The sequence below is a fragment of the Taishania pollutisoli genome (assembly GCF_014518315.1).
GTDB classification, from domain to species: Bacteria; Bacteroidota; Bacteroidia; order Flavobacteriales_D; family Crocinitomicaceae; genus Taishania; species Taishania pollutisoli.
The window spans coordinates 69,944-96,774 of sequence record NZ_JACVEL010000008.1 but is presented as its reverse complement, the minus strand read 5'-3'; the positions used below and the strand labels follow the sequence as shown (position 1 = coordinate 96,774).

Here is a 26,831-nt window from a genome sequence, read left to right as displayed (position 1 = left end):
GCAATTCGTTCAACACTATTTCATCACCTGACTCTTTGAACAAACCATAAATAAAAAATCCCCGTCTCAATAGAAACGGGGATTGCCGGTATTTTGTTTTCGAAATTATTTCGCAGGTAATACTTTCGTGCTCACCTCTCCAAATCCGATGCGAATGCCGTTTTTTTCGGAATAACCACGCATGATTACCGTGTCGTTGTCCTGGATGAATTTCCGCTCTGTTCCGTCTGACATCGGCAATGGTTTTGTTCCTTTCCACGCCAGTTCCAGCATTGAACCATAGGAATCGGGCGTTGGTCCGGAGATTGTTCCTGATCCCATTAAATCACCACAACGTACGTTACACCCGTTCACTGTGTGGTGTGCCAGTTGCTGCGCCATATTCCAATACATGTATTTAAAATTGGAGCGACAGATCAGGTTTTCCTCTCCGTTTTCCGGTTGAATCAATACCTGCAGATTGATGTCGTATGATTTCTCTCCGTTGTATTCCAGGTAACTTAACACTTTCGGATCTTGTACCGGTCCGGCAACTTTATAAGGTTGAAGTGCATCCAGTGTTACAATCCACGGTGAGATAGATGAAGCAAAATTCTTTGCAAGGAATGGCCCGAGCGGAACATATTCCCATGTTTGAATGTCACGAGCCGACCAGTCGTTGAACAAGACCATTCCGAAAATGTATTCTTCTGCTTCTTCGGTGGAAATAGAATCTCCAAGTGGTTTCCCGTCATACGTGATAAATGCTGTTTCCAATTCAAAATCCAGGTTTCTGCATGGTGCGTATATCGGATTCTCTTCCGGATTCGGTTTGATTTGCCCTTTCGGACGGTAAATAGGTTCTCCTGAAATAATCACAGAGCTTGCTCTTCCGTGGTAACCAACAGGGATCCACAACCAGTTTGGCAACAAGGCATTGTTCGGATCACGGAACATCGTTCCGACGTTTGTCGCATGCTCACGGGAGGAATAAAAATCTGTATAATCACCGATCTGAACAGGCATTAGCATGACGACAGAAGCAACAGGCACCAGGATCTGATCAACGTGGTGGGTGTTTTTTTGTAAATCATCGTGTTCTGTCGAAAACAATTTTGAAAGCCGGTTGCGGAGGTTTCTGGTCGCTTTTTTTCCTTTTTTCATTAATGAATTCAGGTTGTCGGTATCAAAATCTTCTGACGAAAATGGCAGGTTTTCAAAATAACCGAGCACAAACAAGGTTTTCAGGTCGATGACAAAATCACCGATTCTCGATCCTGCTCTCGGCGAGAGGGAGTCTGTTTTAAACACACCAAGCGGCAGGTTCTGGATCGGGAAATCACTGTTGGCAGGAACGTCCACCCAAGATTTTAAATTCGGATTATTTGCGACTATTTCGGACATATTTTTATTTTAAATTCTGGATTTCCAGAAGTTAGACTTTTAGACTTCAAACACTATTTTACACATTAAATCGGAAGTGCATCAAATCACCATCCTGTACAATGTATTCTTTTCCTTCCACTTTAAACTTACCAGCTTCTTTTACTGCCGCTTCAGAACCTAAAGATACAAAATCATCGTATTTCATGACTTCTGCGCGAATAAATCCTTTTTCGAAATCGGAGTGAATCACGCCGGCGGCTTGTGGAGCAGTTACTCCTTTGTGTACGGTCCATGCGCGTACTTCTTTCACACCTGCGGTAAAATAGGTCTGGAGATTCAGTAATGAATACGCAGAACGGATCAGGCGATTTACTCCCGGTTCGTCCAGTTCCAATTCATCGAGGAACATTTTTCGCTCTTCGTATGTTTCCAGTTCGTTGATATCGGATTCAATTTTCGCACCGATTACCAGTACTTCAGCATTTTCATTTTTTACAGCCTCTTTTACAATATCAACATACTTGTTACCTGTTTTTACGGATGCTTCGTCTACGTTACACAAATAGAGAACCGGTTTGGATGTGATCAATTGAAACCGTTTTACAATTTCTTTTTCTTCTTCATCAAATCCGAGTTCACGCACTGATTTTCCTTGTTCCAACCCGGCTTTAATCGTTGCTGCCAACGCATTTTCTTTTACGGCGTCTTTATCTCCCGATTTCAATACGCGTGCCAGGGAAGCAATTTTCTTTTCAATTGTTTCCAGGTCTTTCAGCTGAAGTTCAATATCAATAATTTCTTTATCGCGAACAGGATCTACGGAACCGTCTACGTGAATAATGTTTCCGTCATCAAAACAACGCAAGACATGGATAATCGCATCGGTCTCCCGGATGTTTGCCAGGAATTGATTTCCCAAACCTTCTCCTTTTGAAGCTCCTTTCACCAATCCGGCGATGTCTACAATCTCCATTGTTGTCGGAACGACCTTTTCCGGTTTTACGAGTGCTTCCAGTTTTTCCAGGCGTTGATCAGGGACTGAAATTGTTCCCACGTTTGGTTCAATTGTACAAAACGGGAAGTTGGCAGATTGCGCCTTCGCGTTGGATAAACAGTTAAATAATGTTGATTTACCCACATTTGGCAAACCTACGATACCACATTTTAAAGCCATGCTTATTGTTTGATATTAATGTTTTTGTTAAACGCCTGAAAAGGCACGCAAATTTAAGAAAAGAATTTGATTGTGGGCGTTGTTCCGCATTCGTTTTACACTCAGTACCGATACTTGATTTCTACCTGAATGGCCCCATGTCCGTATTCGGTATAAGGCGCGTCGAAAAAATCTACGCCATCCTGACCTTTGAGGAATACTTGTAATTCCTGGCGCAACACTCCTCTTCCGAAACCGTGGATAACGATTAATTTGCGCATTTTCTTTTGCCGTGCTTTGTGGTAAACATCTCTAAACACGGCTAATTGCTTTTGCAGGGTCTGATCTTCCCGGCTGATTAACCGCTCACCATATACATCCATTAAATCCTCGTAGTGGAGGTCTATTTCCCAGTAATCTTTATATGGAGTATAGGCTTTTGGGGTATCCGGCCTGTTTTTTTTAGATCCGTCAGCGAGTTGTAAGAGTGCCGATTCGTCTTCCGGCACGTGGTAATCCGTTCCATGAATCTTTCCTAAGTCATTCAACCGGAAAGGACGGTCGAAGCCGGTCTCGTCCGCTACATATATTGTTTTTCCTTCTATTTTTCTGACTATTCCACCACCGGCTTCCTTTAAAAAGACAACCTTCTCACCAATTTTTAACTGCATATTGAACCCAGTTTAGATCCAGTAAATAATAAAGAATAAACGGACTGGTTAATGCCAGCATCCATAAGACGATGGTGCTTATTTTCAGGAACAGATTGGCATCTTGTTTTACCGGTGTGATAAGAACTGAATTTACCTGTGAAGCCATCAGCATGTCGACTTCTTCCTGTTCGGCATATTGAATGTATTTGTTCAATGTCGGTGTTTTTTCAAGGATAATCTGTTTGATCTTCCAGAAATCTTTGTTTGAAAGTTCTTTGTAGGTGGTTGTGAACGGAATTTCCTCTTCTTTTAATTCTTTGTGAAGGTGAAAGTTTTTCTGGAGCGCCCGCACACGAAATCCCATGAAGAACCCAAAAAGCATGAGTAAAAAGCTATTGAGAAAGAACCCGACTCCAATGATCAGCAGGGAAGAGGCAAAGGAAAAAATCATCAGGAACTTTTCCTGGTTTCTGCTGACAAGTAACTTGAATAACTGACCTCCGTCCAGGGGGTCGAGCGGAACAAGGTTGATAATGTTTAGCATCAGGAACAACATCCCTGTTTGAAACATGAGCGGAGAGTTCATGTGTTGAGAGAACAACATGAGGTTAAACCCGATAATTAATCCCGGGAAAGGTCCGGCTCCGACAACCAACAGGCTTTCTTTTTGCGAATAACAGTCTTTCTTTCCGTGTACAAAAGCCCCCATTAACGGAACAAAGAGCATGCGGACATTCTTGTAGCCGTATAATTTCATCAGCAGGAAATGTCCCATTTCGTGAATTAATAATACGATAACTAATGCCAGGATGAAATTGATTTCATTGGAGAACATGAACATGAAAACAAGGACGAACAACACAATGGAAAATACCGTTGCAGCCCAATTCGTTTTGCTTTCGCGCTCGATCAGTTCAGGCTTTGGCGGGTAAAAATCAAAATCATTCATGCTATAAATGTAACCATTAATTGCTTAAAAAACAATTAAATCCGATTTTATTGTTCGATCCATTCAATGATTTCCGGGGCATCCGGGCTGGTTTTCGGAGAAATAACTTTTTCCAGTTGTCCGTGTTCATTGATCAGGTATTTTTGAAAGTTCCAGGCAACTTTATTGTCTTCCAGTCCATTGTAGCGCTTTTCAGTCAGGAAGGTATACAGCGGATGCTGCTCTTTTCCCTTGACGGAAATTTTTGCCATCATGGGGAAACTTACGCCGTAGTTTTTCTGGCAAAAAGCAGCGATTTCTTCATTGCTTCCCGGTTCCTGGCTCATGAAATCATTGGCGGGGAAGCCGATGATCGTAAAATTCTTGTCCTTGTATTGCTGGTATACCTTTTCCAGTTGCTCATATTGCGGTGTCAGTCCGCATTTAGATGCCGTATTGACAATCATTACTTTTTTTCCTTTGAGTGTCGACAGGTCAAATTCTTTTCCGTCAATATCCGTTACTTTGAATTGATAAATTGATTTCGAATCATCTATTGAGACCGATGTGATGCCGACTAACAATGCGAATAGGATCATTTTCATCTTGAATTGTTTTTATTGTTGTATAAAAGTACGTGTTTTTTTGACATCCGGTTCAAAATTTAGAATTCTTTAAGACATAAAAAAGGAGTTGAACCAATCTGTCAACTCCTTTCCCTGTTTTGTTCAGGAATTAATTCCCGGTAATTTTAAATTCGGTTCTTCTGTTTTCCTGTCTTCCTGTGGCATTGTCGTTACTTGCCACAGGTTTGGAGGAGCCATATCCCTCGGAAGTGAGGCGATTCGCGGCAATTCCCTTTGTTTTCAGATATGTCACAACGGCCTCTGCCCGCGCTTTTGAGAGTTCATTGTTGAGCGTTGCTGAACCGGTATTATCAGTATGCCCTGAAATCTCGATTTTAAGATTCGGAACATCCTTCAGCAATTTAACCAATCGATCCAATTCCGAATTAGATTCCGGTCGCAAAGTCGATTTTCCGGTATCAAAGAAAATATTTCGCAAAGCGATTGTACTTCCGATTTTGATGTTTTTCAATTCAATCGTCTTGTCTACCAGGTTGTCTGCAGCTCCCTTCGGAATGTCAAAGTTTTCGGAATGGAACAAGTATCCCTCTGCCCGTACCAGGATTCCGTAGTTTTTACCGGAAGCAAGAGTAATGATGAATTTCCCTGTCGCACTGTTGGTCGTGAAGGTTTCAATAACGGAGCCTGTTGCATTGTCAATGATATCGATTTGTGCTTCCACCGCCTTTTTTGTGATCGCATCAATTGTTTTTCCTTTGAAAACGGTAAATGATTTTCTGTTCACATCCACTTTCGCTTCCACCTGATTGTCTTTAATCGGCATAATGGCAGACGCCAGCAAATAATCCTCTGTTTCCAGGTGCGGTAATTTGTCGTCTCCCCAAAATGTTACCTTATAAATATCATATCCTCCCTGTCCGCCGTCACGATTGGAAGCGATATAAGCAAATTTTCCGTTCGCCGTAGAAGCAAAAAAGAAATCATCATAAGGAGTATTGATCGGGTATCCCATGTTTTTCGGAGCGGTCCACTTTCCCTGGATTTTTTTAGAAACAAAGATGTCGTATCCCCCCATTGAAGCTCTTCCCTGGGATGCAATGTACATCGTTTCCCCGTCGATGTGCAGGTAAATCGGACCGTCGTTAAATCCGGTATTTACCTCTGCAAGCATCGTCGCAGCTTTAAAGTCTTTTTCCATTTTACTCTGCATGGAGGAATACATGATATCATATCCCGTGCTTCTTGTTGAATTATCGCGGGAAAAATAAATACTCCATCCGTCATTCGAGTACGCCCCGTAGATTTCATTCGCTCTGTTGGATGAAATCTGGAAATGTAATTTTACCGGATCCGACCAACTGGCACCCTTCAATGTACTTTCATAAATGTCAATTTGCCCGTTATCGTCTCTGTGTAACAACATTTTCGTCCCATCAAAACTGATGTTGTTGGAAACATCGTCAGCGGTTGTATTTACTCCTCCTTTGATTGCAACAGGAACCGCCCATTTGAGTCCGGAAGAAGAGGAGGTGTAAATGTCTTTATCGTATTCACCTACTTCATTTGCCTGTTTTCCGTTCGGGCGGTTGGATGTATAGATGATTTCTCCTCCGTCTGTGGAAATGGAGGGTGCATAATCGTCAAACGCACTGTTCAGTTCCTTTACATTATCCACCCATGCTCGTACGGGAGCTGCAATTGCTGTTTTGGCATTTTTACATTCATTGATGTGCAGGGAAACGAATTTTCCGAACTCATCTGCTTTTTTATAGCCGGTTTCGAATGTGGTGTATGCCTTTAATGCTTCGTCGTATTTTCCTTCCAGTTGCAATGCCAATCCATAATAATATTCCATAAACGGATCACAGGTCTTGTCCAGTTCATAGGCTTTTTTGATGAACGGAATTCCATTTCCCGGATCGGTTGTGTACATGTGACACACCCCGATTCGGAAATTATTCAATGCATTATTGGGATTGAATTTTTGAGCAATTTCAAATTGTTGCAATGCTTTTTTGTAGTTCAATCCGGGACTTTGCGTGGCAAATACCGCATCATTGGCAAGCTGAAAGGATGTTTCTCCCGCTTTGATGGCATCGGTTGCTTTTTTCAGTCCGTCTTTATCATCTTTGAAGTTTGCGGCTTTGAAGTCTACACTTTGAGCAGACACGACAAAGCCAGTCAATAGGGTAATGATTACTAATAATGTTTTCATAGTCGTTGTGTTATTGGCAGTTTGCCGAGTAATACGTTTGTCCGTTTTCAGCACCCAGTTCACCTGCTTTGTGCCAGTCATTGCATGCGCCTTCCAGATCGCGCAGCATTTCTTTTGCGTTCGCGCTGTTTACATAAGCCCCGGCGTAATTTTTATCCAGTTCAATGGCTTTTTTTGCATATTCGAGTGCTTTTTCATAATCTTTTTGTTTGAAATACAGCGCGCTCAGATTAGAGGCTGCGGGTGCATACTTCGGGTTAATGGAAAGGACTTTTTCAAAGTCTTTTTTTGCATCCTCCAGTTTATTATTTTCCAGTTGTGCAACTCCTCTGTTGTTGTAGGCCAGGTGAAAATTGGCATCAATGGAAATAGCTCTGTTAAAAGCAGCCATTGACCCTGCAAAATCCTTCATTTTTTTCTTAGTGGTACCAATGTTGTTCAGGACAAATGCCAGGTTTGGATTTTTTCGTTCTGCTTCCTGGTAATCCGTCAGTGCTTTCGGGTAATCTCCCAGCATTCTGTAACAGCTACCTCTGTCATTGTATGCAAAAGCAAAGTTTTTATCCAACTCAATTGCTTTTGTAAAATAGGTAATTGCCGTTTTGTAATCTTGTTGCAGAAACCGCAATGTACCGTAATTGTAATACGCCTTCGGATTGGCGGGGTCCAGTGCAATGGATTTGTCATAATCCTGTTCTGCTTTCAGGTATTCATTTTGTCCCTGATATGCTTTTCCGCGCTGAAAATAAGCTTTTGAATACGCCGGATTTTTTTCAATCAATTTGGTCAATGTGACGGTGGCATCGGAAAATTTTCCCAACTCGTTTTCTGCAATTCCCTGATTGTAATATGCTGCTGTGAAATTCGGATCAAAACCAACCGATTTTTTGAAACTTTCCAGTGCTTTTGCATAATTTCCTTCTGAAAAAAACTGGATTCCTTCATTGTATGCTGTCTGGCTGTTTGCAATGGCAGCATTTTCGAGATTTAAAGCCGTAATGGAGTCCCTGTAACGTTTTTCCTGAGGTGTCAATTCCTCAACTTGTGCGGTAACTGATAACGTTGACAGAGTCAGCAGCCCGCAAAGTAGTAATTTCCGATTCTTCATATTGTTTTCATTTAGCGTCCTAAATATATATATAAACAAACTAAAACGGTTTTTAAGTTATCAACAAAATGAAAAATGTTACTTTAGCGGAAGTTTAATCAGAAAATAACAGAAAAATGCCCCAGGAAGTATATTTAATAGACGGCGTTCGTACCGCAATCGGTAATTTTGGAGGGTCGCTCGCACCTGTCAGAACAGATGATCTGGCTGCTATTGCCATTAAAGGATTATTGGAAAAACACCCGCATCTTGATCCGTTATTGATCGAAGATGTGATCCTCGGATGTGCCAACCAGGCCGGTGAAGATAACAGGAATGTCGCACGTATGTCAGGATTACTGGCCGACCTTCCGTATCAGGTGGCGGGTGAAACAGTCAACCGGTTGTGTGCTTCAGGATTGGCAGCCGTGATAAATGCTTCACGTGCGATCAAAGACGGATCGGGAGATATTTATATTGCCGGAGGGGTAGAAAACATGACAAGAGGTCCATGGGTGATTTCAAAAGCATCAACTCCGTTTGGAAGGGATTCTGAAATGCATGACAGCTCATTCGGATGGCGTTTTATTAATCCCAAACTGGATATATTGTACGGAACGGATTCCATGGGAAATACCGCGGAAAATTTAGCAGAATTATATGCAATCAGTCGTGAGGATCAGGATCAGTTTGCCCTGTGGTCACAACAAAAAGCTGCAGCAGCCCGCGATAAAGGGATTTTAGCAGAAGAAATTGTTGATGTGGCGATTCCGCAGCGCAAAAAAGATCCGGTGATTTTCAACCAGGATGAGTTTATCCGTTCATCCACAACATTGGAGGGATTGGCAGGTCTGCGCCCCGCGTTTTTGAAAACGGGTAGTGTAACGGCAGGAAATGCTTCCGGGTTGAATGACGGAGCAGCGGCCTTGTTGCTGGCTTCTGAAAAAGCGGTGAAAGAACAATATTTACAACCGATGGCACGGATCATTGCAGGTGCTGTAGCCGGTGTAGAACCGCGAATTATGGGGATCGGACCTGTTTATGCTACTGAGAAAGTGTTGAAACGAACAGGATTAACATTGGATCAGATGGATGTATTGGAGTTGAACGAAGCATTTGCAGCGCAAGTACTGGCGTGCACCCGTAAAATGGGGTTGGCCGACAACGATCCGCGAATCAATCCGAATGGCGGGGCAATCGCATTGGGGCATCCGCTGGGAATGAGTGGTTCCCGTATTTTGTTGGCTGCTGCGAAACAACTGCAACGCAGCAACAAACGGTATGCATTGGTAACAATGTGTATCGGGGTAGGACAGGGGTATGCTGCAATTATTGAGCGTGTGTAGCCAACCAATCGGAGGTTGTATACGTTTTAAGGGTATCTAATTTATTATGAAAGAAACGAAATGAGTACTAACGGCGGATCAGGCTACTTCCTTGCGGTAGCATATAAGAAACGGGGTTTTCTTCTGTATTTTGTAACCATTACGTTCTTTCTGCTGCTCTTCAGCTCCTGTCGGAAGGATACATCCTGGAATTCGGCATGGGTGGTGCCGCTGGTAAATGATACGCTGGATATACGTAAGTTTGTAAACGACTCAACCATTGAGGTGAATAATGGTTATTATTACCTGAATTTAAAACGGAACCTCTACAATTTCAGTCTGACGGATATTGTTGCCATTCCCGATACGACCATTGACCGGACAACTTCCCTGGCGGTGCAGTCGTTGAATGTGAATCCCGGATTACAGTTTTATAATACAATTGAAGAGCATACACTAAATCTTCAGGATTTGCAGTTAAAATTGATTCAATTGAACGGCGGAGCCATTGATTTTGAGTTAACAAATCCTGTCGGAACGGGGATTTACATCACCATCGAATTACCGGGGGTGACCAAGAACGGAGTAATGCTCTCAAAAACATTTTTTATCCAGGCCGGCTCTCAAAGCAATCCGGGGAGAATTAGTGAAACCATCCAGTTGGTTGATTACCAGATCGACCTTACCGGTCAAAACGGAACTTCATACAATCTGTTGCAGTCACGGGTGAAGATTAAATCAGATCCGAATGGAATACCGGTTACCGTCACCAACAATCATATTTTTAATATAAAGGCAACATTCAGAGATGTAAAATTGTACTATGCCCGCGGGTATTTTGGTAACCGGACGTTACAGGATACGACAACATTTAACCTGGCAGCGCTGAACAGTGTTGTAGGTGGTGCGATTGACATCCAGAATACGTCTGTAAAGTTAATCCTGGAAAATGGAATAAAGATTGACGGATCGGGAATCATTCATTTTCTGAAAAATACAAACAGCCAGGGAACTACTGTTAGTCTTTCCGGACCGGGGGTAGGAACAGCGTTTACCATTAATCAGCCAACGGGAAGTTTCTCTACGTTGCAGCCATCTGTGCGTGAGTTCTTGTTTAATTCGGGAAACAGCAATGTCGAGCAATTTATTGAAAATCTGGGAGCGGTGAATGAAATAGGCTATAAAATTGACATTAATCCGTGGGGAAATACATCCGGAGGATGGAATGAGGTTTATCCGCAAAGCCGCCTTCGACTGGCAGTGGAGGCTCAAATGCCACTATCCATCAAAATGGATGCCCTGACAATCCGCGATACGTTTGACCTGAAACTGGAGCAAAATAAAGATAAATCGCATGTTGAAAGCGGAGTATTGCAATTGGACTTAGACAATGCATTTCCTTTTGCAGGTCAGTTAAAGATTTTGTTCTTAGATGAGAACGGTGCTGTTGTAGAAATGGTCAACGGAACGCAGCCGATTGCCTCTTCGTTGTACGGTCAACCGAATGCTCAGGGGCTGAAACACAATAAAAGTTCAGTAGAAATTCCATTGAATGCAAATGTGGTAGATAAACTGAATACCATCAAGAAAATCATTGTAGAAGCTGTTTTTGACACACCGGATCCAATGACGTCCTCGAATCAGATGGTCAGTATTCCTGCGGATGCATACCTTGGAATTAAAGCAAAAGCGAAGTTTCAGCTGAAGATGAACGTGTAATTTCTTCCTTCCGGTTATTACTTCTTTTTTCCGAATAGCCAGTCGTAAACTTCCGTTCCGCGGAAAAAGCGTTCCATATCTCCGTGGTCCAGTCCTTTGTCGATGGTGAACGTCAGGTTATCAGTTGTGTATTTTTTGATGGCATTCACGACTTTCTGCGATTCGCTTACCGGTACAACATAATCTTTGTTTCCGTGGCGAATCCACAACGGAACTTTTGATAATCCTTCTGCCAGGCGTACATCGCCTCCACCGCACATCGCCACTGCCCCGGCAACAATATCCGGGTAAGTTCCTGTGAAATTAATGGTTCCGTATCCGCCCATACTCATGCCGATTACATACAGCCGGGTACTGTCGGAAGGATATTTTGCCCGCACCTGGTCCAGTACTTCCTTGATCGATTCCGGTTTCCATCCGTTGTTTGTCTGTGGAGCGATGACAATTGCAGGAAAGTGTCTTCCTTTAATGATTTCACTCATCACACCGTATTTTTTCAGATTTTCCAGATTCGATCCCGATAGGCTTTTTCCGTGTAGGAAAACCATCACAGGCGGATGACTGTTTAGAATGCTGTCGTGAGGTAAATACAGGTAATACGGGTAAGCTGCTTCTTTTAAATGACGCTCTATCTTTTGTCCGAATGAACCAAACGAACAACCAATGCAGATCAATAACAGAATGAATGTTCTCATATTGCTTTGAAATTAAGGAGTCACAAAGGTAGGGAATTTCTCCTGCCCGGAAAAATAAAAAATCCCCGGTCATTTGACGAGGGATTTTTCTTCATTGGCAAATCTAAAGTTAATCTAATCGCGATGGCGGTAGGTACCATCACTTCTGATTTTTCCGCGCTGTTCATAGACTTCGTCAAAGTCATCTTCGTCCAGCGCCGGCTTTTCCAGTCCGATCACCGCATCGGCAATTGAAACGGTTTTTCCTTTCGGAATGTAAATATGTATCGTTACATCCTGGTTCCTGATTTTATCAGATTTCGGATAGCTGTAGGAAACAGGCAGTGTAATTGTATCGTTGTTCAGATCGTATTTATAGCTAATGTTCTGAGCCCTCTCGACCGCCTTTTCAAGTGTATGTGCATGCGCTTGTTTTTCGATCAATACATGATACAAACTATCTTTTGACGGATGGTATTTCAAATCAATTCCTGATTCTGTAATGGTGTTGTTTCCAATGTAGATGTGCCATAAACTGTTTTCTTTTACCATGTAATCGGTATTTTTCAATTGTGTTTTTGCCCGTGGCATGATCACCAGTTGATTACTGCTTACCGTCGCAATTTCCTTTTCAATTTCTCCCGAAATAGTATAGTCTCTACCTGTTCTTGAGAATACGATAATCCCTATTGAAAAACCGATGATACCAGTCAGTACCAATAAAAGATTGGTATACCTGTACCACTTGTTTTTCAGGTTGAATAAGGTTGCGAAACCACCCAGCAGGAAGAAAACAACAAAGGATACGGAGCAAAGATAGAAGCTGATCCACGCCAGTCGATTGTCAAATGAGTCGTTGAAAATGAGCGCTGCCATGGAAGGAATGGATAAGAATCCGTCATCAGTAGTCGCCGGGAAGAATTGCGCAGTACCGAAGACGAATGTAATCAATGATATCAGAGCAATGAAACCGATGAATAACAGGAAACACCCGACAACAATTCGTATTACTTTTTTAAAGGCCGAAACACCATCTTTGATCCGGTTGTCATTTTTAAGTTGGTTGGCAAACTGTTTTGACTTTTCAGACACACTGTTCGCTGCACGCTCTACCTCTTCTTTTACGGTGTCCACATTGATTGGCCGCCCTTTCATTTTCAACCGTTCGATTGATGTATTTGCTTTTGGAATGATGATCCAGAGAAGAATGTACAGAAACAATCCGACTCCGCCGATAAAAAATGCGGCGGCCCAGATCAGTCGGATAATTGTCGGATCAATATTGAAGTACCCGGACAATCCGGAGCACACACCTCCGATGTATCCTGTTTCTGTATCCCGGTACAGCCGACGCTCATTGTGTGTGTGTGATTGGTATTCACTGTGGTAATCAGAATGACCTGAAGTTTCTTCCTGTTCGGTATAATCGGAAGGGTCGCCCAATGTATTCAGCACGTCGAGTACATCCTGATCCTCGATGACCTGCTTGGCTGTTGTTTTTTTCTCATTGAGCAATTCAGCGATACGAATTTCGATGTCCTCAATAATTTCGTCGGCCCCTTCTTCTTTTTCTAATGCGCTTTTTAAGCGCTTGAGGTAATTTTCCAGACGAGTATAAGCAATTTCCTCAATGATGAACGGAAACCCTTTTATGTGTATAGAAATCGTTTTTTTCATAGTCTCTTTATTTCGTTATTTTTTCAACTGCGGAGTTCAATTCACTCCAGGTTTGGTTTAATTTTTCAAGAAATTCCTTTCCTGATTCGGTAATAGAATAGTATTTTCTCGGTGGCCCTGACGGAGATTCTTCCCAACGGTAATTCAGAAGCTCCACATTTTTTAATCGTGTGAGCAATGGATAAAGTGTGCCTTCCACGACAATTAGTTTTGCAACTTTCATCTCATCCAAAATTTCAGAGGGGTAAGCTTCCCGCTTGTTCAGAATCGCCAGGATACAATACTCCAGAATTCCTTTCCGCATCTGTGCTTGTGTATTCTCAACGTTCATACCTATTAATGTTTTATGCAAAGATATATATAAAGAAAGGTATTTTGCAATGCATAGTACTATAAAAAATTGTTAAAATAAAATAATATATTGTTTTTGAGTTGGTTAATTTATGTTGAAACGAACGGAAAAAAGATGGAAAAGCATCATTGGAGTGTTTGAAGTGTAAATTTCTCTTATTTAGAACGAATCGAAACAAAGGGATTTTGTACCTTTGCAGGGAATTATGACAACACAGGAAAAAATAACATTCAACGTTGAGGAGATCCGCAAGCAATTTCCCGCACTTCACCGTGAAGTATATGGAAAACCACTTATTTATTTTGACAATGGCGCGACGTCACAAAAACCTCAAATTGTAATTGATACAATCAATCGGTATTATACTTCTGAAAATGCAAACATTCACAGAGGAGTTCACTTTTTGAGTCAGCAGGCAACAGATGCGTACGAAGAAGCCCGCAGAATTGTCCAGCGATTTATTCATGCACAACACGAACACGAAGTCATTTTCACAAAAGGAACTACGGATGGGATTAACCTGGTTGCGTCTTGTTTCGGTGAATTATTGACTGCCGGAGATGAGGTCATTATTAGTGGGATGGAGCACCATTCCAATATCGTTCCCTGGCAGATGCTGTGCGAACGAAAAAAACTGAAATTGAAGGTAATTCCGGTATTGGATAACGGAGAACTGGACCTGGAAGCATTTGAACAATTGCTTTCCGAAGCAACAAAACTGGTGGCGGTAACACATATCAGTAATACATTGGGAACCATCAATCCTGTAAAATGGATCATTGACAAAGCACATACTGCGGGAGCAAAGGTTCTGATTGACGGAGCGCAGTCGATTCAACACATGCCGATCAATGTACAAGAACTGGATTGCGACTTTTATGTCTTTTCTAGCCACAAAGTGTTCGGACCGACAGGGACAGGTGTGCTGTACGGGAAAGAAGCGATTCTGAATGAAATGCCACCTTACCAGGGAGGAGGAGATATGATTGCGAAAGTGACTTTTGAAAAGACGACTTATAATGAATTGCCGTTTAAGTTTGAGGCAGGAACACCGCATATCATCGGGGGAATTGCAACGGGAACGGCATTGCATTACTTGTCTTCATTGGATCAGGAAGCAATCCACGGGCATGAGACGGATCTGTTGAATTTTACGCAGGAACGATTATTAGAAACCGAAGGAGTACGGATCATTGGAACAGCACGTGAAAAGACAAGTGTGGTCTCCTTCATTGTTGACGGAATCCATCCGTTTGATATCGGAACATTATTAGACAAACAAGGCATTGCAGTTCGTACAGGACATCATTGTACGCAACCATTGATGGACCGATTTGGCATTCCTGGAACGGTACGGACAAGCTTCGCATTTTACAATACGAAAGCAGAAGTTGAAGTTTTTTTGAAAGCACTGAACAGAAGTATTGGGATGTTGAGGTAATTACGGAAGTAAGAGTTATGAGTTATCAATTATGAATGATCAATTAGTTTTTTACTTTGATTATTCATAATCAGTCACTTGATAATTAATTTATGACAATAGAAGAAAAACAACAGGAAATAATCGATGATTTTGCCATTTACGATGATTGGATGGACAAATACGAATACATCATTGAATTGGGGAAAGACCTGCCATTGATTGAGGAGAGCAAAAAAACGGATGACCGTCTGATTGAAGGATGTCAGTCGCGTGTGTGGGTTGCTTCTGAATTTAATAACGGTAAAATGCATTTTACAGCTGATTCAGATGCGATTATTACAAAAGGAATCATTGCGTTATTGATTCGTGTACTGGATGGCGAGACACCGGAAAATATAGCAAAAACAGATTTACATTTCATCCCGGCGATCGGCCTGCAGGAACATTTATCTCCAACGCGGGCCAATGGCTTGTTGAGCATGGTAAAACGATTAAAAATAGCTGCACTGGAAGTGCTGAAGTAACGAGGTTATGGTAGAGTTGGAAAATAAAATAGTGGAGGTACTGAAGACCATTTACGATCCCGAAATTCCGGTAGATGTCTACGAATTGGGATTGATCTATGAAGTACGCATTGACGGAGAACAGGATGTAACAATTGACATGACACTGACATCCCCGAATTGTCCGGTTGCGGAAACACTTCCGAAAGAAGTAGAGGAGAAGGTAAGTGCCATTGAAGGGGTGAACTCTGCAAAAGTCGTTATTGTGTTTGATCCGCCATGGGATAAAGATATGATGAGTGAAGAAGCGAAACTGGAACTGGGGTTCTTATAATGTGTCAAACATTTTTGAACGTAGATTGTATGTGATTGGCGAATCTGCCAATCGTAATCGCTAAAATTATTCGCGTTCCTGTTTTGTATTTCTTGAAATGACAGGTACGACATCTGGGCTTTGCTGAAGATCCGGAGACCGGAAGGTGGAAAGGTGCCAGATGAGGTATGCAATTGAAAGCCCTGCACACAGCGAGGCTGTGAGGAATGAACCAAATACAGAAGAAGTACTGCTGTCGTATGTCAGAATGGACAATCCTGCTCCGAACATAAATCCGCATTCCAAAGCAATAAACAGTGTTCCCGATCCGACACCTCTGCGTTGAGGATTGGAAAGATCAGCCATCCACGCCATTAGCGTCGGACTGGAAATCCCTGAGGCAACGCCGTAGACCAGCGCTGCGCTGAGAAACATGAAAACAGAATTCGAAAGAGCGACCATGATCATAGCACAACAAAGAAGTGACATGGCGATAATCAATGTTTTTCTTCGCCCGATGATGTCCGAAAGAGAAGCCGTAAACAGGCGTACAACCAACGTACTCATCGTATAAAAACCAAAGAAAATTCCTTTGTTGTCCAGCCCGAGGTAGCCTGAAATGTCGGGAGTGATCACAAATACATATCCCGAACAGGTTGCAGAAAGAAACATCACAACGGCTGACGGACGGACAGAAGGTTCTATAATGTCATTCCACTGTAATTTCAGTAATCCAGGAGAAAAGCGAACGAGTTGCTGAGCGGGTAGGGTTTCCCGTACTTTGATCAGTAAAATTCCTGAAACGACTGCAAAACTTGATGCGACAATAAATAAGGCGTTATATCCGAGATGATTGATAACCACAGCAGAAATCATTTGTCCGAAACCGAAACCGACAGAGACAAATACTCCCCATATACCCATCCCTTGTCCCCGTTTGTTGGGAGGCAGCAGATCGGTTACCATTGCTGTTGCTCCGGTCGGATGAACCCCTGCACTGAAACCGTGTGCAAGTCTCAAGAGAAGAAACAATAGAATACTTTCTATATAAGGGTATAAAATACAAGTGATTGCTCCGATTAGAATTCCGATGTACATCACCTTTTTTCTACCGATGGTATCCGATAATTTTCCTGAAATAGGTCGTGAAATAGCTGCTGTGATAGAAAAAAAGATAAACACAAGTCCTTTTTTATCTCCTGCGCCAAGTCGTTCCATCATGGTGTTCAGTTCGGGAATGAGTAAGTTGAAACTCGTCATAAAAAATAGTACCCCCACCGACAACAACCAAAAATTCCTGCTATACCCTCTGAACATGATGGTACAAAATTACTCAATTATCATGGGTTGAACTGAAAACGAGGGAATAAAATTTTATCTGTCGGAAGGTAGGATTTCCTGTTTTAAAAATTGTAAATTCGCCCCTTGTAATAAGTAGCTAATAAATCGAAAATATGTCTAAAACACTTGTAATCGGAGCAGGAGGACAAATAGGAACGGAATTGGTTCTTGCGCTGCGTCAAAAGAAAGGAAGCGACACTGTCGTTGCTGCGGATATCAAAGAACATCCTTCGGAAGCACTTGCAGATGGTCCGTATGTTCAGATGGATGTATTGGATCGGGCGTTGGTCAGAAATTATATCATAGAGAACGGAGTGTCTGAAGTATACTTACTGGCGGCATTGTTGTCTGCGACAGCCGAAAAAAATCCTGACTTCGCATGGAAGCTGAACATGGAAAGTTTATTTACCATTTTGGATTTAGGAAAAGAAGGGTGCCTGAAGAAGATTTTTTGGCCAAGCTCCATTGCTGTTTTCGGGCCGACAACTCCCAAGTCCATGACACCGCAATACACCGTGATGGAACCGTCTACAGTGTATGGAATTTCTAAGCAGACGGGAGAGCGTTGGTGTGAATACTACTTTAACAAATTCGGAGTGGATGTGAGAAGTATTCGCTATCCGGGACTGATTTCCTACACTTCGCTGCCGGGAGGAGGAACGACGGATTACGCGGTTGATATTTTTTACCAGGCAAAAAAACGTGGTACGTACGATTGTTTTCTTTCGGAGGATACCAGACTTCCGATGATGTACATGGATGACGCCATTCGTGCAACACTTGAACTGATGGATGCGCCTGCTGAAAAGATTAAAGTGCGGTCAGCATACAATATTGCAGGTTGCTCATTTACTCCTGCAGAACTGACGACGGAAATCAAAAAGCATTTGCCCGGTTTCTCTATCTCCTATCAACCCGATTTTCGTCAGGCGATCGCAGATACCTGGCCGGATTCAATCGACGACACACAGGCGCGTCAGGATTGGGGATGGAACGAAAAATACGCTGTAGAAGAATTGGTTACAGTGATGCTTGAAAATGTGGATATTACAAAAATAGACTGATTTTAATCGAAAAAAATAACATTTTTATCGAAAAGTGGTCAGAAAAGAAATCCGGAGATAAAATTAATCCGTATCTTTAGATTAGAAAGCAATGCGTTTTTATATTAAAAACAAATGTCTATGGAACTACGAAGCATACTTATACTAACTTTATCGGGAATCTTGTATAGCGGATTGTCTTTCTCAGGAGTCTTAAATGAGCAGGATGGTAAAACCAACCAAAAAGATAGTGAGGGACGGAAGCAAGGCAAGTGGATATTTTTCGGTAAAGACAGACCAAATGAAGGGTTTCCTGTAGAAGGAAAAGTCGAGGAAGGTAATTATAAAGATGACCGGAAAGAAGGAACCTGGATTAAATACTATAATGACGGTATTACTCCTAAATTAAAAGGAGAATACAAAAACAACAGGCCTGAAGGAGAATACGTTAAGTTGAGTCCGAAAGGAGTTGTAATTGAGAAAGGGAACTTTACAAAAGGGAAGTTCATCGATTCACTCACCCGTTATAATGCAGACGGATCGCTGGCTTACCAGGGGTTTTACAATGAGCAGGGAAATGAGGAAGGAAAAATCAAGTACTATTACCCCAACGGTCAGTTAGAATTTGAATATACGGCCGAAAACGGTTCTCCAAGAGGAAAAGCAGTGAGGTACTACGAGAATGGGGATACAAAGGAAGTACTGCAATTTGGCGATGGCGGACAAATGGTCAACTCCGAAAAACGAGAAATGGTGAATCCTGCGGTGAAAGTAAAAGATCCTTCTGCTTCAAAAGAACAGGCACCTACGGTTGGAACTCCGAATACGAAAGGAGCTAAATTTTTACCTAACGGATACAACAAAGTATACAATGCCAATCAGGAAATTTGGCAAGACGGAGAGTTCAAGAACGGACGTTTGCACGACGGTAAAGTATATGAATACGACCGCGACGGAATTTTACTGAAAGTACGTGTGTTCAAGGCTGGTGTCTATCATTCTGACGGACAGTTGAATTAAATACGAACAGAATATAAAAAAACGGAAAGCCTTCTGAGAAATCGGAAGGCTTTTTTTATTGGGAATAGCATTTCGAAATCAGATGATTCGATGGACTTGCAACTGTATGTTCATTTTATACAAAATAAAGGAACACCTATACACAAAACACAATCGCTTATACAATCTGGATTGATCAAATGCTACACAATCCATAATTTTGGACATATTCATTTTTAAAATAGTTGTATTATGAAACAATTCTTAAAAAACAAAGCCTTTGGATGGATGTTCTTTTTACTCACAATGACTTCCATATCATACGGACAAACGGTAATAAGCTACCCGGTCAAAAATATTGACGGTGCATCTCCTACGGAGACGTGTGTAACAGTAACATTAGCAGTTGACTATACTTCTGGAGGATCCGGATATACTGTTGTAAGCCCTACATATAATATTACTTACAATGAAACTAAAAATTTAAGCGTAACAATTCCAGATGGGCGAGGGGTTGTTGTGGGAGCAAAAAAGTTAATATTTAACGTTGGGAGTCATGTGCTGACATATACAATTCCTGCATCTGGTGCTATCTATCAGGAATACTATGGTATAAATCCTTGTGGGAGTTTCGGGTCCTCATCAGGATGTATCTTAAAATTAGGCGGGGATACGTCACTAATTACTTATTACATCCATTACGGTTTAGGTTTTGGCGAATAAACACAATACTTATTTGCCTGTTTATTTTTTCCGTTTTCCGTTCGGCTGCTTTGTATAAATTACCTCACCTTCCAGTGTAACAGGTCTGGGGGTGAGGTATATTTTTTTATCCCATGGCACATCAATTGCCTTGTTGACGGGAATTATTTTCTCTGGGTATTCATTGTAAGGAGAAAGAATAACTAACCGGAGATCTTCATGTGTTCCAGAGGGGAGCTCCAGGTTAAAGTTACCATCAATGTCCGTATATGTAGAAGCGATGATCACAGTATCATTAAAAAGCCGAAGTTTGATGTTTGGAAGCACTTCGGAAGTTAATGAATCAATTATTGTCCCTTTTATTTTGTTGTTTGATTCTATGTATTCCGGATGTTGGACGACTTTTCCCAATAGGAGGTGTGGTTGCTTTGGTTCTGGTATTTGTTGTTGCGCAAAATCGCAGGAAGGTAACCCTAAAAGCAACAATCCGGATAATAATTGAGGGAGCGGGTAAAATGTTCGTTGAAAAATCGGCTCGTTTGAACTGATCGTTCTGTTTAATTGATCTGTCGTTACATGACCACAAACTCTTGAATCAGAGTTTTCCAGTAACTGAACAATTTGATGATCATTCATCCGGGTAAAGTCAATGACGGTTTTGGAGCATTGCGCACAAAATCTTCCTTTGTCATCTGGTGTCATTGTGTTCCAGTTTTCATGACACGGCTTCGGGACATCAAGAATATAGGTAACTCTGTTCTTTTTCATGGTTGCGTCTTTAAGTGTTGCATTCTGATAAGATGAATAATCATTAAAATTCCATAAATCAGGAATACTTTTATTACGATATTACGATATTACGATATTACGATATTACGATATTACGATATTACGATATGATTATACCTACCTGTACAATTAACTGTTTTCAACGTTCATTCTGATCGAATACATACCCCTGTTTCCTTTCTGCGTCTATGATGATTGCGGTTCTGCCAAAAAAATATATCTTTATCAAAAATTAATCAACGGAATGAGAAGTACCGTAAATAAAACTGAACCCATCGATTTTTCTCAATCACCCAAAGTGGATAAAGTAGGAGTGGAAGAGCGGGTTGCGCGTTTCCAGACACGCAGTCTCAAAGGGGCGTCTAAATTACAAGGATTGAAGTTGGCGCTCAATATGATTGATCTCACAACATTGGAGGGAAAGGATACCCCCAATAAAGTACGCCAGATGTGTTACAAAGCAGAACATCTTCACGATTCACATCCCGGATTACCAACAGTTGCCGCTGTTTGTGTGTATCCGTCAATGGTGAAAGTAGCAAGAGAATCTCTGCGAAATCCGGAGGTTAAAATTGCATCTGTGTCAACTGCATTTCCCTCTGGTCAGGCGGATTTGAATATCAAACTGACAGATACGAAGCTGGCATTGGATAACGGAGCGGATGAAATCGACATGGTTATTTCCCGCGGAAAATTTCTGTCGGGCGAGTACAATTTCGTGTTTGATGAAATTGCTGCGATTAAAGAAGCATGTGGAAAATCACGACTGAAAGTAATTTTGGAAACAGGTGAACTTGTCACGTTGGATAATGTGCGCAAGGCAAGTGATATTGCCATTTATGCAGGTGCTGATTTTATTAAAACATCAACAGGAAAAATCCAACCGGCTGCTACAATGCAGGTAACTTATACCATGCTAATGGCCATCAAAGATTATTACGATAAAACAGGAATCATGATCGGTATGAAACCTGCCGGAGGTATTTCCAATGCAAAATTGGCGTTACATAACCTGGTTATGGTCAACGAAACATTGGGTGGAAAGTGGCTTACCAATGAATGGTTTCGCTTCGGAGCCAGCAGCCTGGCGAATGATGTATTGATGCAAATTGTAAAACAAGAAACCGGAATCTATCAATCGACGGATTATTTTTCAATCGATTAATGCTTGAATGATATGGCAAAGAATAAAAAAACAGAAGGTATTGAATGGAATTATTCTTCTTCTTTAGAAGGAACCTCTCACATTCAACTTCAAAAAAAATATGATCTGTTCATCGGAGGTAAATTTGTAAAACCGCATTCCGGAAAATATTTTGATACCATTAATCCTGCAACAGGAGAAGTATTGGCTGCCATCGCGCAGGCAGATGAAACAGATGTGGACAAAGCAGTAAAAGCAGCAAGAAAGGCATACAATGAGATCTGGAAGAATATGTCTGGTAAGGAACGGGGAAAATACCTGTTTCGTATTGCCCGATTGATTCAGGATCGTGCGCGTGAATTTGCTGTGATTGAAACATTGGATGCAGGAAAAACCATCCGTGAATCCCGTGATGTAGATGTTCCGCTGGTTGCAAATCACTTTTTCTACTATGCGGGTTGGGCGGATAAACTCGAATATGCATTTCCCAACCGAAAAGTAGAGTCATTGGGAGTTGCCGGGCAAATTATTCCGTGGAATTTCCCGTTGCTGATGGCTGCATGGAAAATAGCACCGGCGTTAGCGTGTGGAAATACAGTGGTACTGAAACCTGCTGAGACCACCCCGTTGACGGCATTGAAACTGGCAGAATTGATCCGGGATGCAGGATTACCTGACGGGGTTGTAAACATTGTTACCGGGTATGGAGATACCGGAGAAGCAATCGTTCGTCACGAAGATGTCGATAAAGTTGCTTTTACAGGATCAACACCTGTTGGAAAACGCATCCACGAAATTGCAATGGAAATGGGCAAAAAATGTACATTGGAACTGGGAGGGAAATCCGCCAACATTATTCTGGATGACGCACCGATTGATCAGGCTGTAGAAGGAATTGTGAATGGTATTTTCTTTAATCAGGGACATGTTTGCTGTGCAGGCTCCCGTTTGTTTGTTCAGGAAAATGTTGCTGATATAGTTGTGCGTAAACTCAAAGATCGGATGCAATCGTTGATCGTTGGGAATCCGTTAGACAAAAACACCGATATCGGTGCAATTAATTCGGAGAAACAATTAAAAACAATTCATCAGTACATTCAACTGGGAGTGGAGGAAGGAGCAGAACTGTATCAACCGGAATGTAGGGTTCCTGCGAATGGTTTTTATTGCCGTCCAACATTGTTTACAAACGTGGCACAATCGAGTCGCATTGCCCAGGAAGAAATTTTTGGTCCCGTACTGACGATTCAGACATTCCGTACCGTTGATGAAGTGATTCAAAAGGCAAATAATTCGCCGTATGGACTGGCAGCAGGAGTTTGGTCAGATAAAGGCTCCCGTTTGTTTAACCTGACTTCTAAGTTAAATGCAGGGGTCGTTTGGGGGAACACCTATAATCGTTTTGATCCGTCATCACCGTTCGGAGGATTCAAGGAAAGCGGATACGGAAGAGAAGGTGGATTGCATGGGCTAAGTGCGTATTTGAAGTAAAGACTGAGTGATCAATTACTAAATTATCAATTACTGAATTATCAATTATCAAGTGGTGGGAGTGAGATACCAGTCTTAATACTTGATAATTTAACCATTGATAACTGATAATTCAACCATTGATAATTAAAAAAATATAAACATAAGACATTGATAATTAGAAACTATTGATTAACTTGAATGGAAAAGGAACCCGTTATGAGTCAATTCAATAAAGATATAAAAGAAAGAAGTTTCGATTTTGCATTAAACACGATAAGAACCTGTAAGTATTTGAAAGAAAGGCACAGAGAGTTTATTATAACAAATCAATTATTTCGATCTGCAACTTCTGTCGGAGCAAATATGAGAGAAGCGAAAAATGCAGAAAGTAAAGCTGATTTTATACATAAACTGGCTATTTGCCAGAAAGAATGTGATGAAAGTATATATTGGATGGAATTACTGATTGAATATATTGATGAAGAGAAAGAAACACTGCAACCATTATGTCAGGAAGCGGAGGAGTTACTTAAAATCATCAAAACAATTAGTATTCGTACGAAAGAAAATGTGAAAAGAAGTAAAAATTATAAATGTTGAATGAATAAGTACTGAATGATCAATTACTAAATTATCAATTACTAAATTATCAATTATCAAATGTCAGAAATGAAATTTCAGTATGGCTCGTCCTTTGATAATTAATCCTTTGATAATTGATAATTACAAGGCATTGATAATTACAAGGCATTGATAATTAAAAAACTTGATAATTAAAAACTATGAGTCGTTTGGAAATAATAAAAACATATAAGATTTATATCGGAGGGGCATTTCCGAGAACGGAATCAGGTCGTTATTACGTTCCTTTAAATAAAAAAGGGGAGCCACTGGGTAATGTCTGTTTGTGTTCGAAAAAAGATGCAAAAAATGCGGTGGTTGCTGCCCGGAAAGCATTTGGATCCTGGTCGGAGCGCGCAGCTTTCAACAGAAGTCAGATCCTATACCGCATAGCTGAAATGCTGGAAGGCAGAAAAGCACAATTTGTGGAAGAACTGGTATTGCAGGGATCCACGCAAAAAGCGGCGCAGCAGGAAGTGGAAGCAAGTATCGATCGTGTGGTTTATTATGCAGGATGGTGTGATAAAGTTTCACAGGTGACAGGTAGCGTGAATCCGGTGACATCATCACATTTTAATTTTTCGGTGTATCAACCAATGGGCGTGATCGGTATCATTGCGGATCAGTCAACTTCTCTGATTGGCTTAATTTCACAGGTAATTCCTGTCATTGCGAGCGGAAATACGGTTGTTGTACTCGCTGCTGAAAACTTACCCTTGTGTGCAGTTACGTTTGCTGAAGTGATCAACTCTTCGGATGTTCCCGGAGGTGTGGTGAATATTCTCACAGGAAAACCGGACGAACCTGCAAGTGTTTTGGGAACACACATGGATGTGAACGCAATCGTATTGGGATCGGATTCGAAAGAACTGAATGCTTCTCTGCGAAAAAGCAGTGCGCTGAATTTGAAACGCGTGATCGAAATGCAGACCGATTGGAGCAAAGCGGACGCACAGGGATTGTATCAAATCACGGATTGCATGGAGTTGAAAACAACCTGGCATCCGGTTGAAAACATTGGGGGAAGTACTTCCAGTTATTGACGCATATTATTTAAGGGAATGTTGCTCTGATTGATAGGAAAGTATCACAGTAATTATGTACTTTTGCACCCTTATCAGATTTTAGTTGAACTATGACAGAACAACGCGTACAACAGATTTATCAATCAATCGAACCACTACGACAACAGATTATTAACCACGAATTGTATACATCCGTTAAAAGTCTGGATGACCTCAAGATTTTCATGGAATACCATGTATTTGCCGTATGGGATTTCATGTCTTTACTGAAAGTTTTGCAAATCAACCTGACGTGTACCACCGTTCCGTGGTTTCCCGTTGGTAATGGAACCACCCGTTATCTGATCAACGAAATCGTTGCAGGTGAAGAATCGGATCTGGATCACGAAGGCAACCGTAAAAGCCATTTTGAGTTGTACCTGGAAGCCATGCAACAGTGTGGTGCTGATACAACAAAAATCACAGCGTTTTTGGAAGTGATGAAACAAACCGGAGATTTTGAACAAGCATTTGAAGCCGCAAATGTAGCTCCGGCGATCCGTGATTTCATTAACACGACTTTTGAAGTGGTAAACAGTGGTAAACCGTATTTGCAGTCGGCTGTATTTACATTCGGGCGCGAGGACTTAATTCCTGAAATGTTCATTTCCATCGTAAAAGATATTGAACAAACATTCCCGGAAAGTGTCTCCATTTACAAATATTACCTGGAACGTCACATCGAAGTGGATGGTGATCATCACAGTCATTTGGCACTGGACATGACTTCTAATTTGTGCGGTGAATCAGATTCCAATTGGGAAGAAGCACAACAGGCCGTGATACAGGCACTGCAACAACGTATTAACCTGTGGGACGGTGCGTTGAATGAAATTCGCAATAGAAATTAATTCCCCCGGCACGAATCGATTCGCAGAACCTGCCTAGAATTTCAGGTGTTTGACCGTATGTCCGTTGTTAATCAGCTGTTTCAGAGAGTCAATTCCGATTTTAACGTGGTCTTCTGCAAAATGAGCCGTTACTTTATTGTCACTTTCCGATGTTTTCACTCCTTCGGGGATCATCGGCTGATCGGATACGAGTAACAATGCTCCTGTAGGAATTTCATTGAAGAAGCCAACGCTGAAAATCGTTGCTGTCTCCATGTCAATTGCCATCGCACGGATTTTTTTCAGGTAATTCTTAAAATCTTCGTCGTGTTCCCAAACGCGTCTGTTGGTGGTGTAACAGGTTCCTGTCCAATAATCCCTTCCATGATCGCGAATGGTTGTTGAAATGGCTTTTTGCAACGCAAAAGCGGGCAGAGCAGGGACTTCCGGTGGAAAGTAATCCGAGCTGGCACCTTCACCTCTGATTGCTGCAATCGGTAAAATTAAATCCCCGACCTCACTCTTTTTCTTCAAGCCGCCGCATTTCCCAAGAAATAAAACTGCTTTCGGGTGAATAGCAGACAGTAAATCCATACACGTTGCCGCAGAGGCGCTACCCATTCCAAAATTGATGATGGTGATTCCGTGTGCTGTTGCACATTGCATCGGCTTTCCGATGCCTTTGATTTCAACATCAAATTGTTTTGCGAAAATAGCTACGTAATTGTGAAAATTACACAGTAAAATGTACTGACCAAAATTCTCTAATTCTTCTCCTGTGTATCTTGGTAACCAATTGTTGACGATTTCTTCTTTTGTTTTCATGTATTGTAAATGTAAAAATGTAAGTT

26 protein-coding genes are annotated in these 26,831 nt (G+C 41.6%); 13 read left to right on the top strand and 13 right to left on the bottom strand.

The window, feature by feature from the left end:
- Positions 1–105: 105 nt before the first annotated feature.
- The 7 genes from fahA to H9Y05_RS11950 all read right to left on the bottom strand — a co-directional run bounded on the left by fahA (position 106) and on the right by H9Y05_RS11950 (position 8,009).
- A complete protein-coding gene (gene fahA, locus H9Y05_RS11980; protein ID WP_216714426.1) occupies positions 106–1,383 on the bottom strand; it encodes a fumarylacetoacetase in 1,278 nt (425 codons plus the stop codon).
- 58 nt (positions 1,384–1,441) lie between these two features.
- Complete coding sequence (gene ychF, locus H9Y05_RS11975; RefSeq protein WP_216714425.1) at positions 1,442–2,539, bottom strand: redox-regulated ATPase YchF; 1,098 nt, start codon at positions 2,537–2,539, stop codon at positions 1,442–1,444.
- Positions 2,540–2,640: 101 nt separating this feature from the next.
- Positions 2,641–3,189, bottom strand: coding sequence for a Smr/MutS family protein (locus H9Y05_RS11970; protein WP_216714424.1), 549 nt, complete (start codon positions 3,187–3,189; stop codon positions 2,641–2,643).
- Positions 3,170–4,120 (bottom strand): site-2 protease family protein, encoded by a 951-nt coding sequence (locus H9Y05_RS11965; RefSeq protein ID WP_216714423.1) that lies wholly within the window; start codon positions 4,118–4,120, stop codon positions 3,170–3,172. Before H9Y05_RS11965 ends, H9Y05_RS11970 begins: the two co-directional genes overlap by 20 nt.
- Before the next feature lie 47 nt (positions 4,121–4,167).
- Positions 4,168–4,698, bottom strand: coding sequence for a glutathione peroxidase (locus H9Y05_RS11960; RefSeq protein ID WP_235992195.1), 531 nt, complete (start codon positions 4,696–4,698; stop codon positions 4,168–4,170).
- A gap of 136 nt (positions 4,699–4,834) precedes the next feature.
- On the bottom strand, positions 4,835–6,901 hold the full coding sequence (locus H9Y05_RS11955; protein WP_216714422.1) for an OmpA family protein: 2,067 nt from the start codon (positions 6,899–6,901) through the stop codon (positions 4,835–4,837).
- Positions 6,902–6,911: 10 nt separating this feature from the next.
- Positions 6,912–8,009, bottom strand: coding sequence for a tetratricopeptide repeat protein (locus tag H9Y05_RS11950; RefSeq protein ID WP_163491981.1), 1,098 nt, complete (start codon positions 8,007–8,009; stop codon positions 6,912–6,914).
- Between the two features lie 116 nt (positions 8,010–8,125).
- On the opposite strand from H9Y05_RS11950, the gene pcaF reads away from it, so the two are divergent.
- A complete protein-coding gene (gene pcaF / locus H9Y05_RS11945; protein ID WP_216714421.1) occupies positions 8,126–9,334 on the top strand; it encodes a 3-oxoadipyl-CoA thiolase in 1,209 nt (402 codons plus the stop codon).
- Positions 9,335–9,394: 60 nt separating this feature from the next.
- Positions 9,395–11,032, top strand: a complete 1,638-nt coding sequence (locus H9Y05_RS11940) for a hypothetical protein (protein ID WP_216714420.1) — start codon at positions 9,395–9,397, stop codon at positions 11,030–11,032.
- A gap of 17 nt (positions 11,033–11,049) precedes the next feature.
- Here H9Y05_RS11940 and H9Y05_RS11935 read toward each other — a convergent pair whose 3' ends face one another.
- The 3 genes from H9Y05_RS11935 to H9Y05_RS11925 form a co-directional block, all read right to left on the bottom strand.
- The gene (locus H9Y05_RS11935) at positions 11,050–11,727 is read right to left on the bottom strand and encodes a carboxylesterase family protein (RefSeq protein WP_216714419.1); all 678 of its coding nucleotides are present in this window, start codon (positions 11,725–11,727) and stop codon (positions 11,050–11,052) included.
- 114 nt (positions 11,728–11,841) lie between these two features.
- Positions 11,842–13,383 carry a PspC domain-containing protein gene (locus H9Y05_RS11930; protein ID WP_216714418.1) on the bottom strand — a complete coding sequence of 514 codons (1,542 nt, stop codon included), beginning with the start codon at positions 13,381–13,383 and terminating at the stop codon, positions 11,842–11,844.
- Between the two features lie 7 nt (positions 13,384–13,390).
- Complete coding sequence (locus H9Y05_RS11925) at positions 13,391–13,714, bottom strand: PadR family transcriptional regulator (protein WP_163491973.1); 324 nt, start codon at positions 13,712–13,714, stop codon at positions 13,391–13,393.
- 226 nt (positions 13,715–13,940) lie between these two features.
- On the opposite strand from H9Y05_RS11925, the gene H9Y05_RS11920 reads away from it, so the two are divergent.
- From H9Y05_RS11920 to H9Y05_RS11910, 3 genes are all read left to right on the top strand, one after another.
- Complete coding sequence (locus H9Y05_RS11920) at positions 13,941–15,176, top strand: aminotransferase class V-fold PLP-dependent enzyme (RefSeq protein ID WP_216714417.1); 1,236 nt, start codon at positions 13,941–13,943, stop codon at positions 15,174–15,176.
- A gap of 92 nt (positions 15,177–15,268) precedes the next feature.
- The gene (locus H9Y05_RS11915) at positions 15,269–15,682 is read left to right on the top strand and encodes a SufE family protein (RefSeq protein ID WP_216714416.1); all 414 of its coding nucleotides are present in this window, start codon (positions 15,269–15,271) and stop codon (positions 15,680–15,682) included.
- A 7-nt stretch (positions 15,683–15,689) separates the two neighbouring features.
- Positions 15,690–15,995: an SUF system Fe-S cluster assembly protein gene (locus H9Y05_RS11910; RefSeq protein WP_163491970.1), complete on the top strand. Its 306-nt coding sequence runs from the start codon at positions 15,690–15,692 to the stop codon at positions 15,993–15,995.
- Between the two features lie 66 nt (positions 15,996–16,061).
- On the opposite strand, the gene H9Y05_RS11905 is transcribed toward H9Y05_RS11910, so the two are convergent.
- A complete protein-coding gene (locus H9Y05_RS11905) occupies positions 16,062–17,291 on the bottom strand; it encodes an MFS transporter (protein WP_262890177.1) in 1,230 nt (409 codons plus the stop codon).
- 137 nt (positions 17,292–17,428) lie between these two features.
- On the opposite strand from H9Y05_RS11905, the gene H9Y05_RS11900 reads away from it, so the two are divergent.
- The 3 genes from H9Y05_RS11900 (at position 17,429) to H9Y05_RS11890 (ending at position 20,080) form a co-directional block, all read left to right on the top strand.
- Complete coding sequence (locus H9Y05_RS11900) at positions 17,429–18,379, top strand: NAD-dependent epimerase/dehydratase family protein (RefSeq protein ID WP_216714414.1); 951 nt, start codon at positions 17,429–17,431, stop codon at positions 18,377–18,379.
- A gap of 120 nt (positions 18,380–18,499) precedes the next feature.
- Positions 18,500–19,378 (top strand): toxin-antitoxin system YwqK family antitoxin, encoded by an 879-nt coding sequence (locus tag H9Y05_RS11895; protein ID WP_163491966.1) that lies wholly within the window; start codon positions 18,500–18,502, stop codon positions 19,376–19,378.
- A 231-nt stretch (positions 19,379–19,609) separates the two neighbouring features.
- Entirely contained in the window at positions 19,610–20,080 is a 471-nt protein-coding gene (locus H9Y05_RS11890) for a hypothetical protein (RefSeq protein WP_163491965.1), read from the top strand.
- Between the two features lie 21 nt (positions 20,081–20,101).
- Here H9Y05_RS11890 and H9Y05_RS11885 read toward each other — a convergent pair whose 3' ends face one another.
- On the bottom strand, positions 20,102–20,827 hold the full coding sequence (locus H9Y05_RS11885; RefSeq protein ID WP_216714413.1) for a carboxypeptidase-like regulatory domain-containing protein: 726 nt from the start codon (positions 20,825–20,827) through the stop codon (positions 20,102–20,104).
- A gap of 265 nt (positions 20,828–21,092) precedes the next feature.
- Here H9Y05_RS11885 and deoC point away from each other — a divergent pair, with 265 nt between their 5' ends.
- The 5 genes from deoC (at position 21,093) to H9Y05_RS11860 (ending at position 26,001) form a co-directional block, all read left to right on the top strand.
- Positions 21,093–22,013 (top strand): deoxyribose-phosphate aldolase, encoded by a 921-nt coding sequence (gene deoC / locus H9Y05_RS11880; protein ID WP_163491962.1) that lies wholly within the window; start codon positions 21,093–21,095, stop codon positions 22,011–22,013.
- A gap of 12 nt (positions 22,014–22,025) precedes the next feature.
- On the top strand, positions 22,026–23,483 hold the full coding sequence (locus tag H9Y05_RS11875; protein WP_216714412.1) for an aldehyde dehydrogenase family protein: 1,458 nt from the start codon (positions 22,026–22,028) through the stop codon (positions 23,481–23,483).
- A 180-nt stretch (positions 23,484–23,663) separates the two neighbouring features.
- Positions 23,664–24,065 carry a four helix bundle protein gene (locus H9Y05_RS11870; RefSeq protein ID WP_235992191.1) on the top strand — a complete coding sequence of 134 codons (402 nt, stop codon included), beginning with the start codon at positions 23,664–23,666 and terminating at the stop codon, positions 24,063–24,065.
- Between the two features lie 182 nt (positions 24,066–24,247).
- Positions 24,248–25,129 carry an aldehyde dehydrogenase family protein gene (locus tag H9Y05_RS11865; RefSeq protein WP_216714411.1) on the top strand — a complete coding sequence of 294 codons (882 nt, stop codon included), beginning with the start codon at positions 24,248–24,250 and terminating at the stop codon, positions 25,127–25,129.
- A gap of 92 nt (positions 25,130–25,221) precedes the next feature.
- A complete protein-coding gene (locus tag H9Y05_RS11860; RefSeq protein WP_216714410.1) occupies positions 25,222–26,001 on the top strand; it encodes a DUF3050 domain-containing protein in 780 nt (259 codons plus the stop codon).
- A gap of 33 nt (positions 26,002–26,034) precedes the next feature.
- On the opposite strand, the gene H9Y05_RS11855 is transcribed toward H9Y05_RS11860, so the two are convergent.
- Positions 26,035–26,805: an AMP nucleosidase gene (locus tag H9Y05_RS11855; RefSeq protein ID WP_163491957.1), complete on the bottom strand. Its 771-nt coding sequence runs from the start codon at positions 26,803–26,805 to the stop codon at positions 26,035–26,037.
- Between the last annotated feature and the right edge of the window lie 26 nt (positions 26,806–26,831).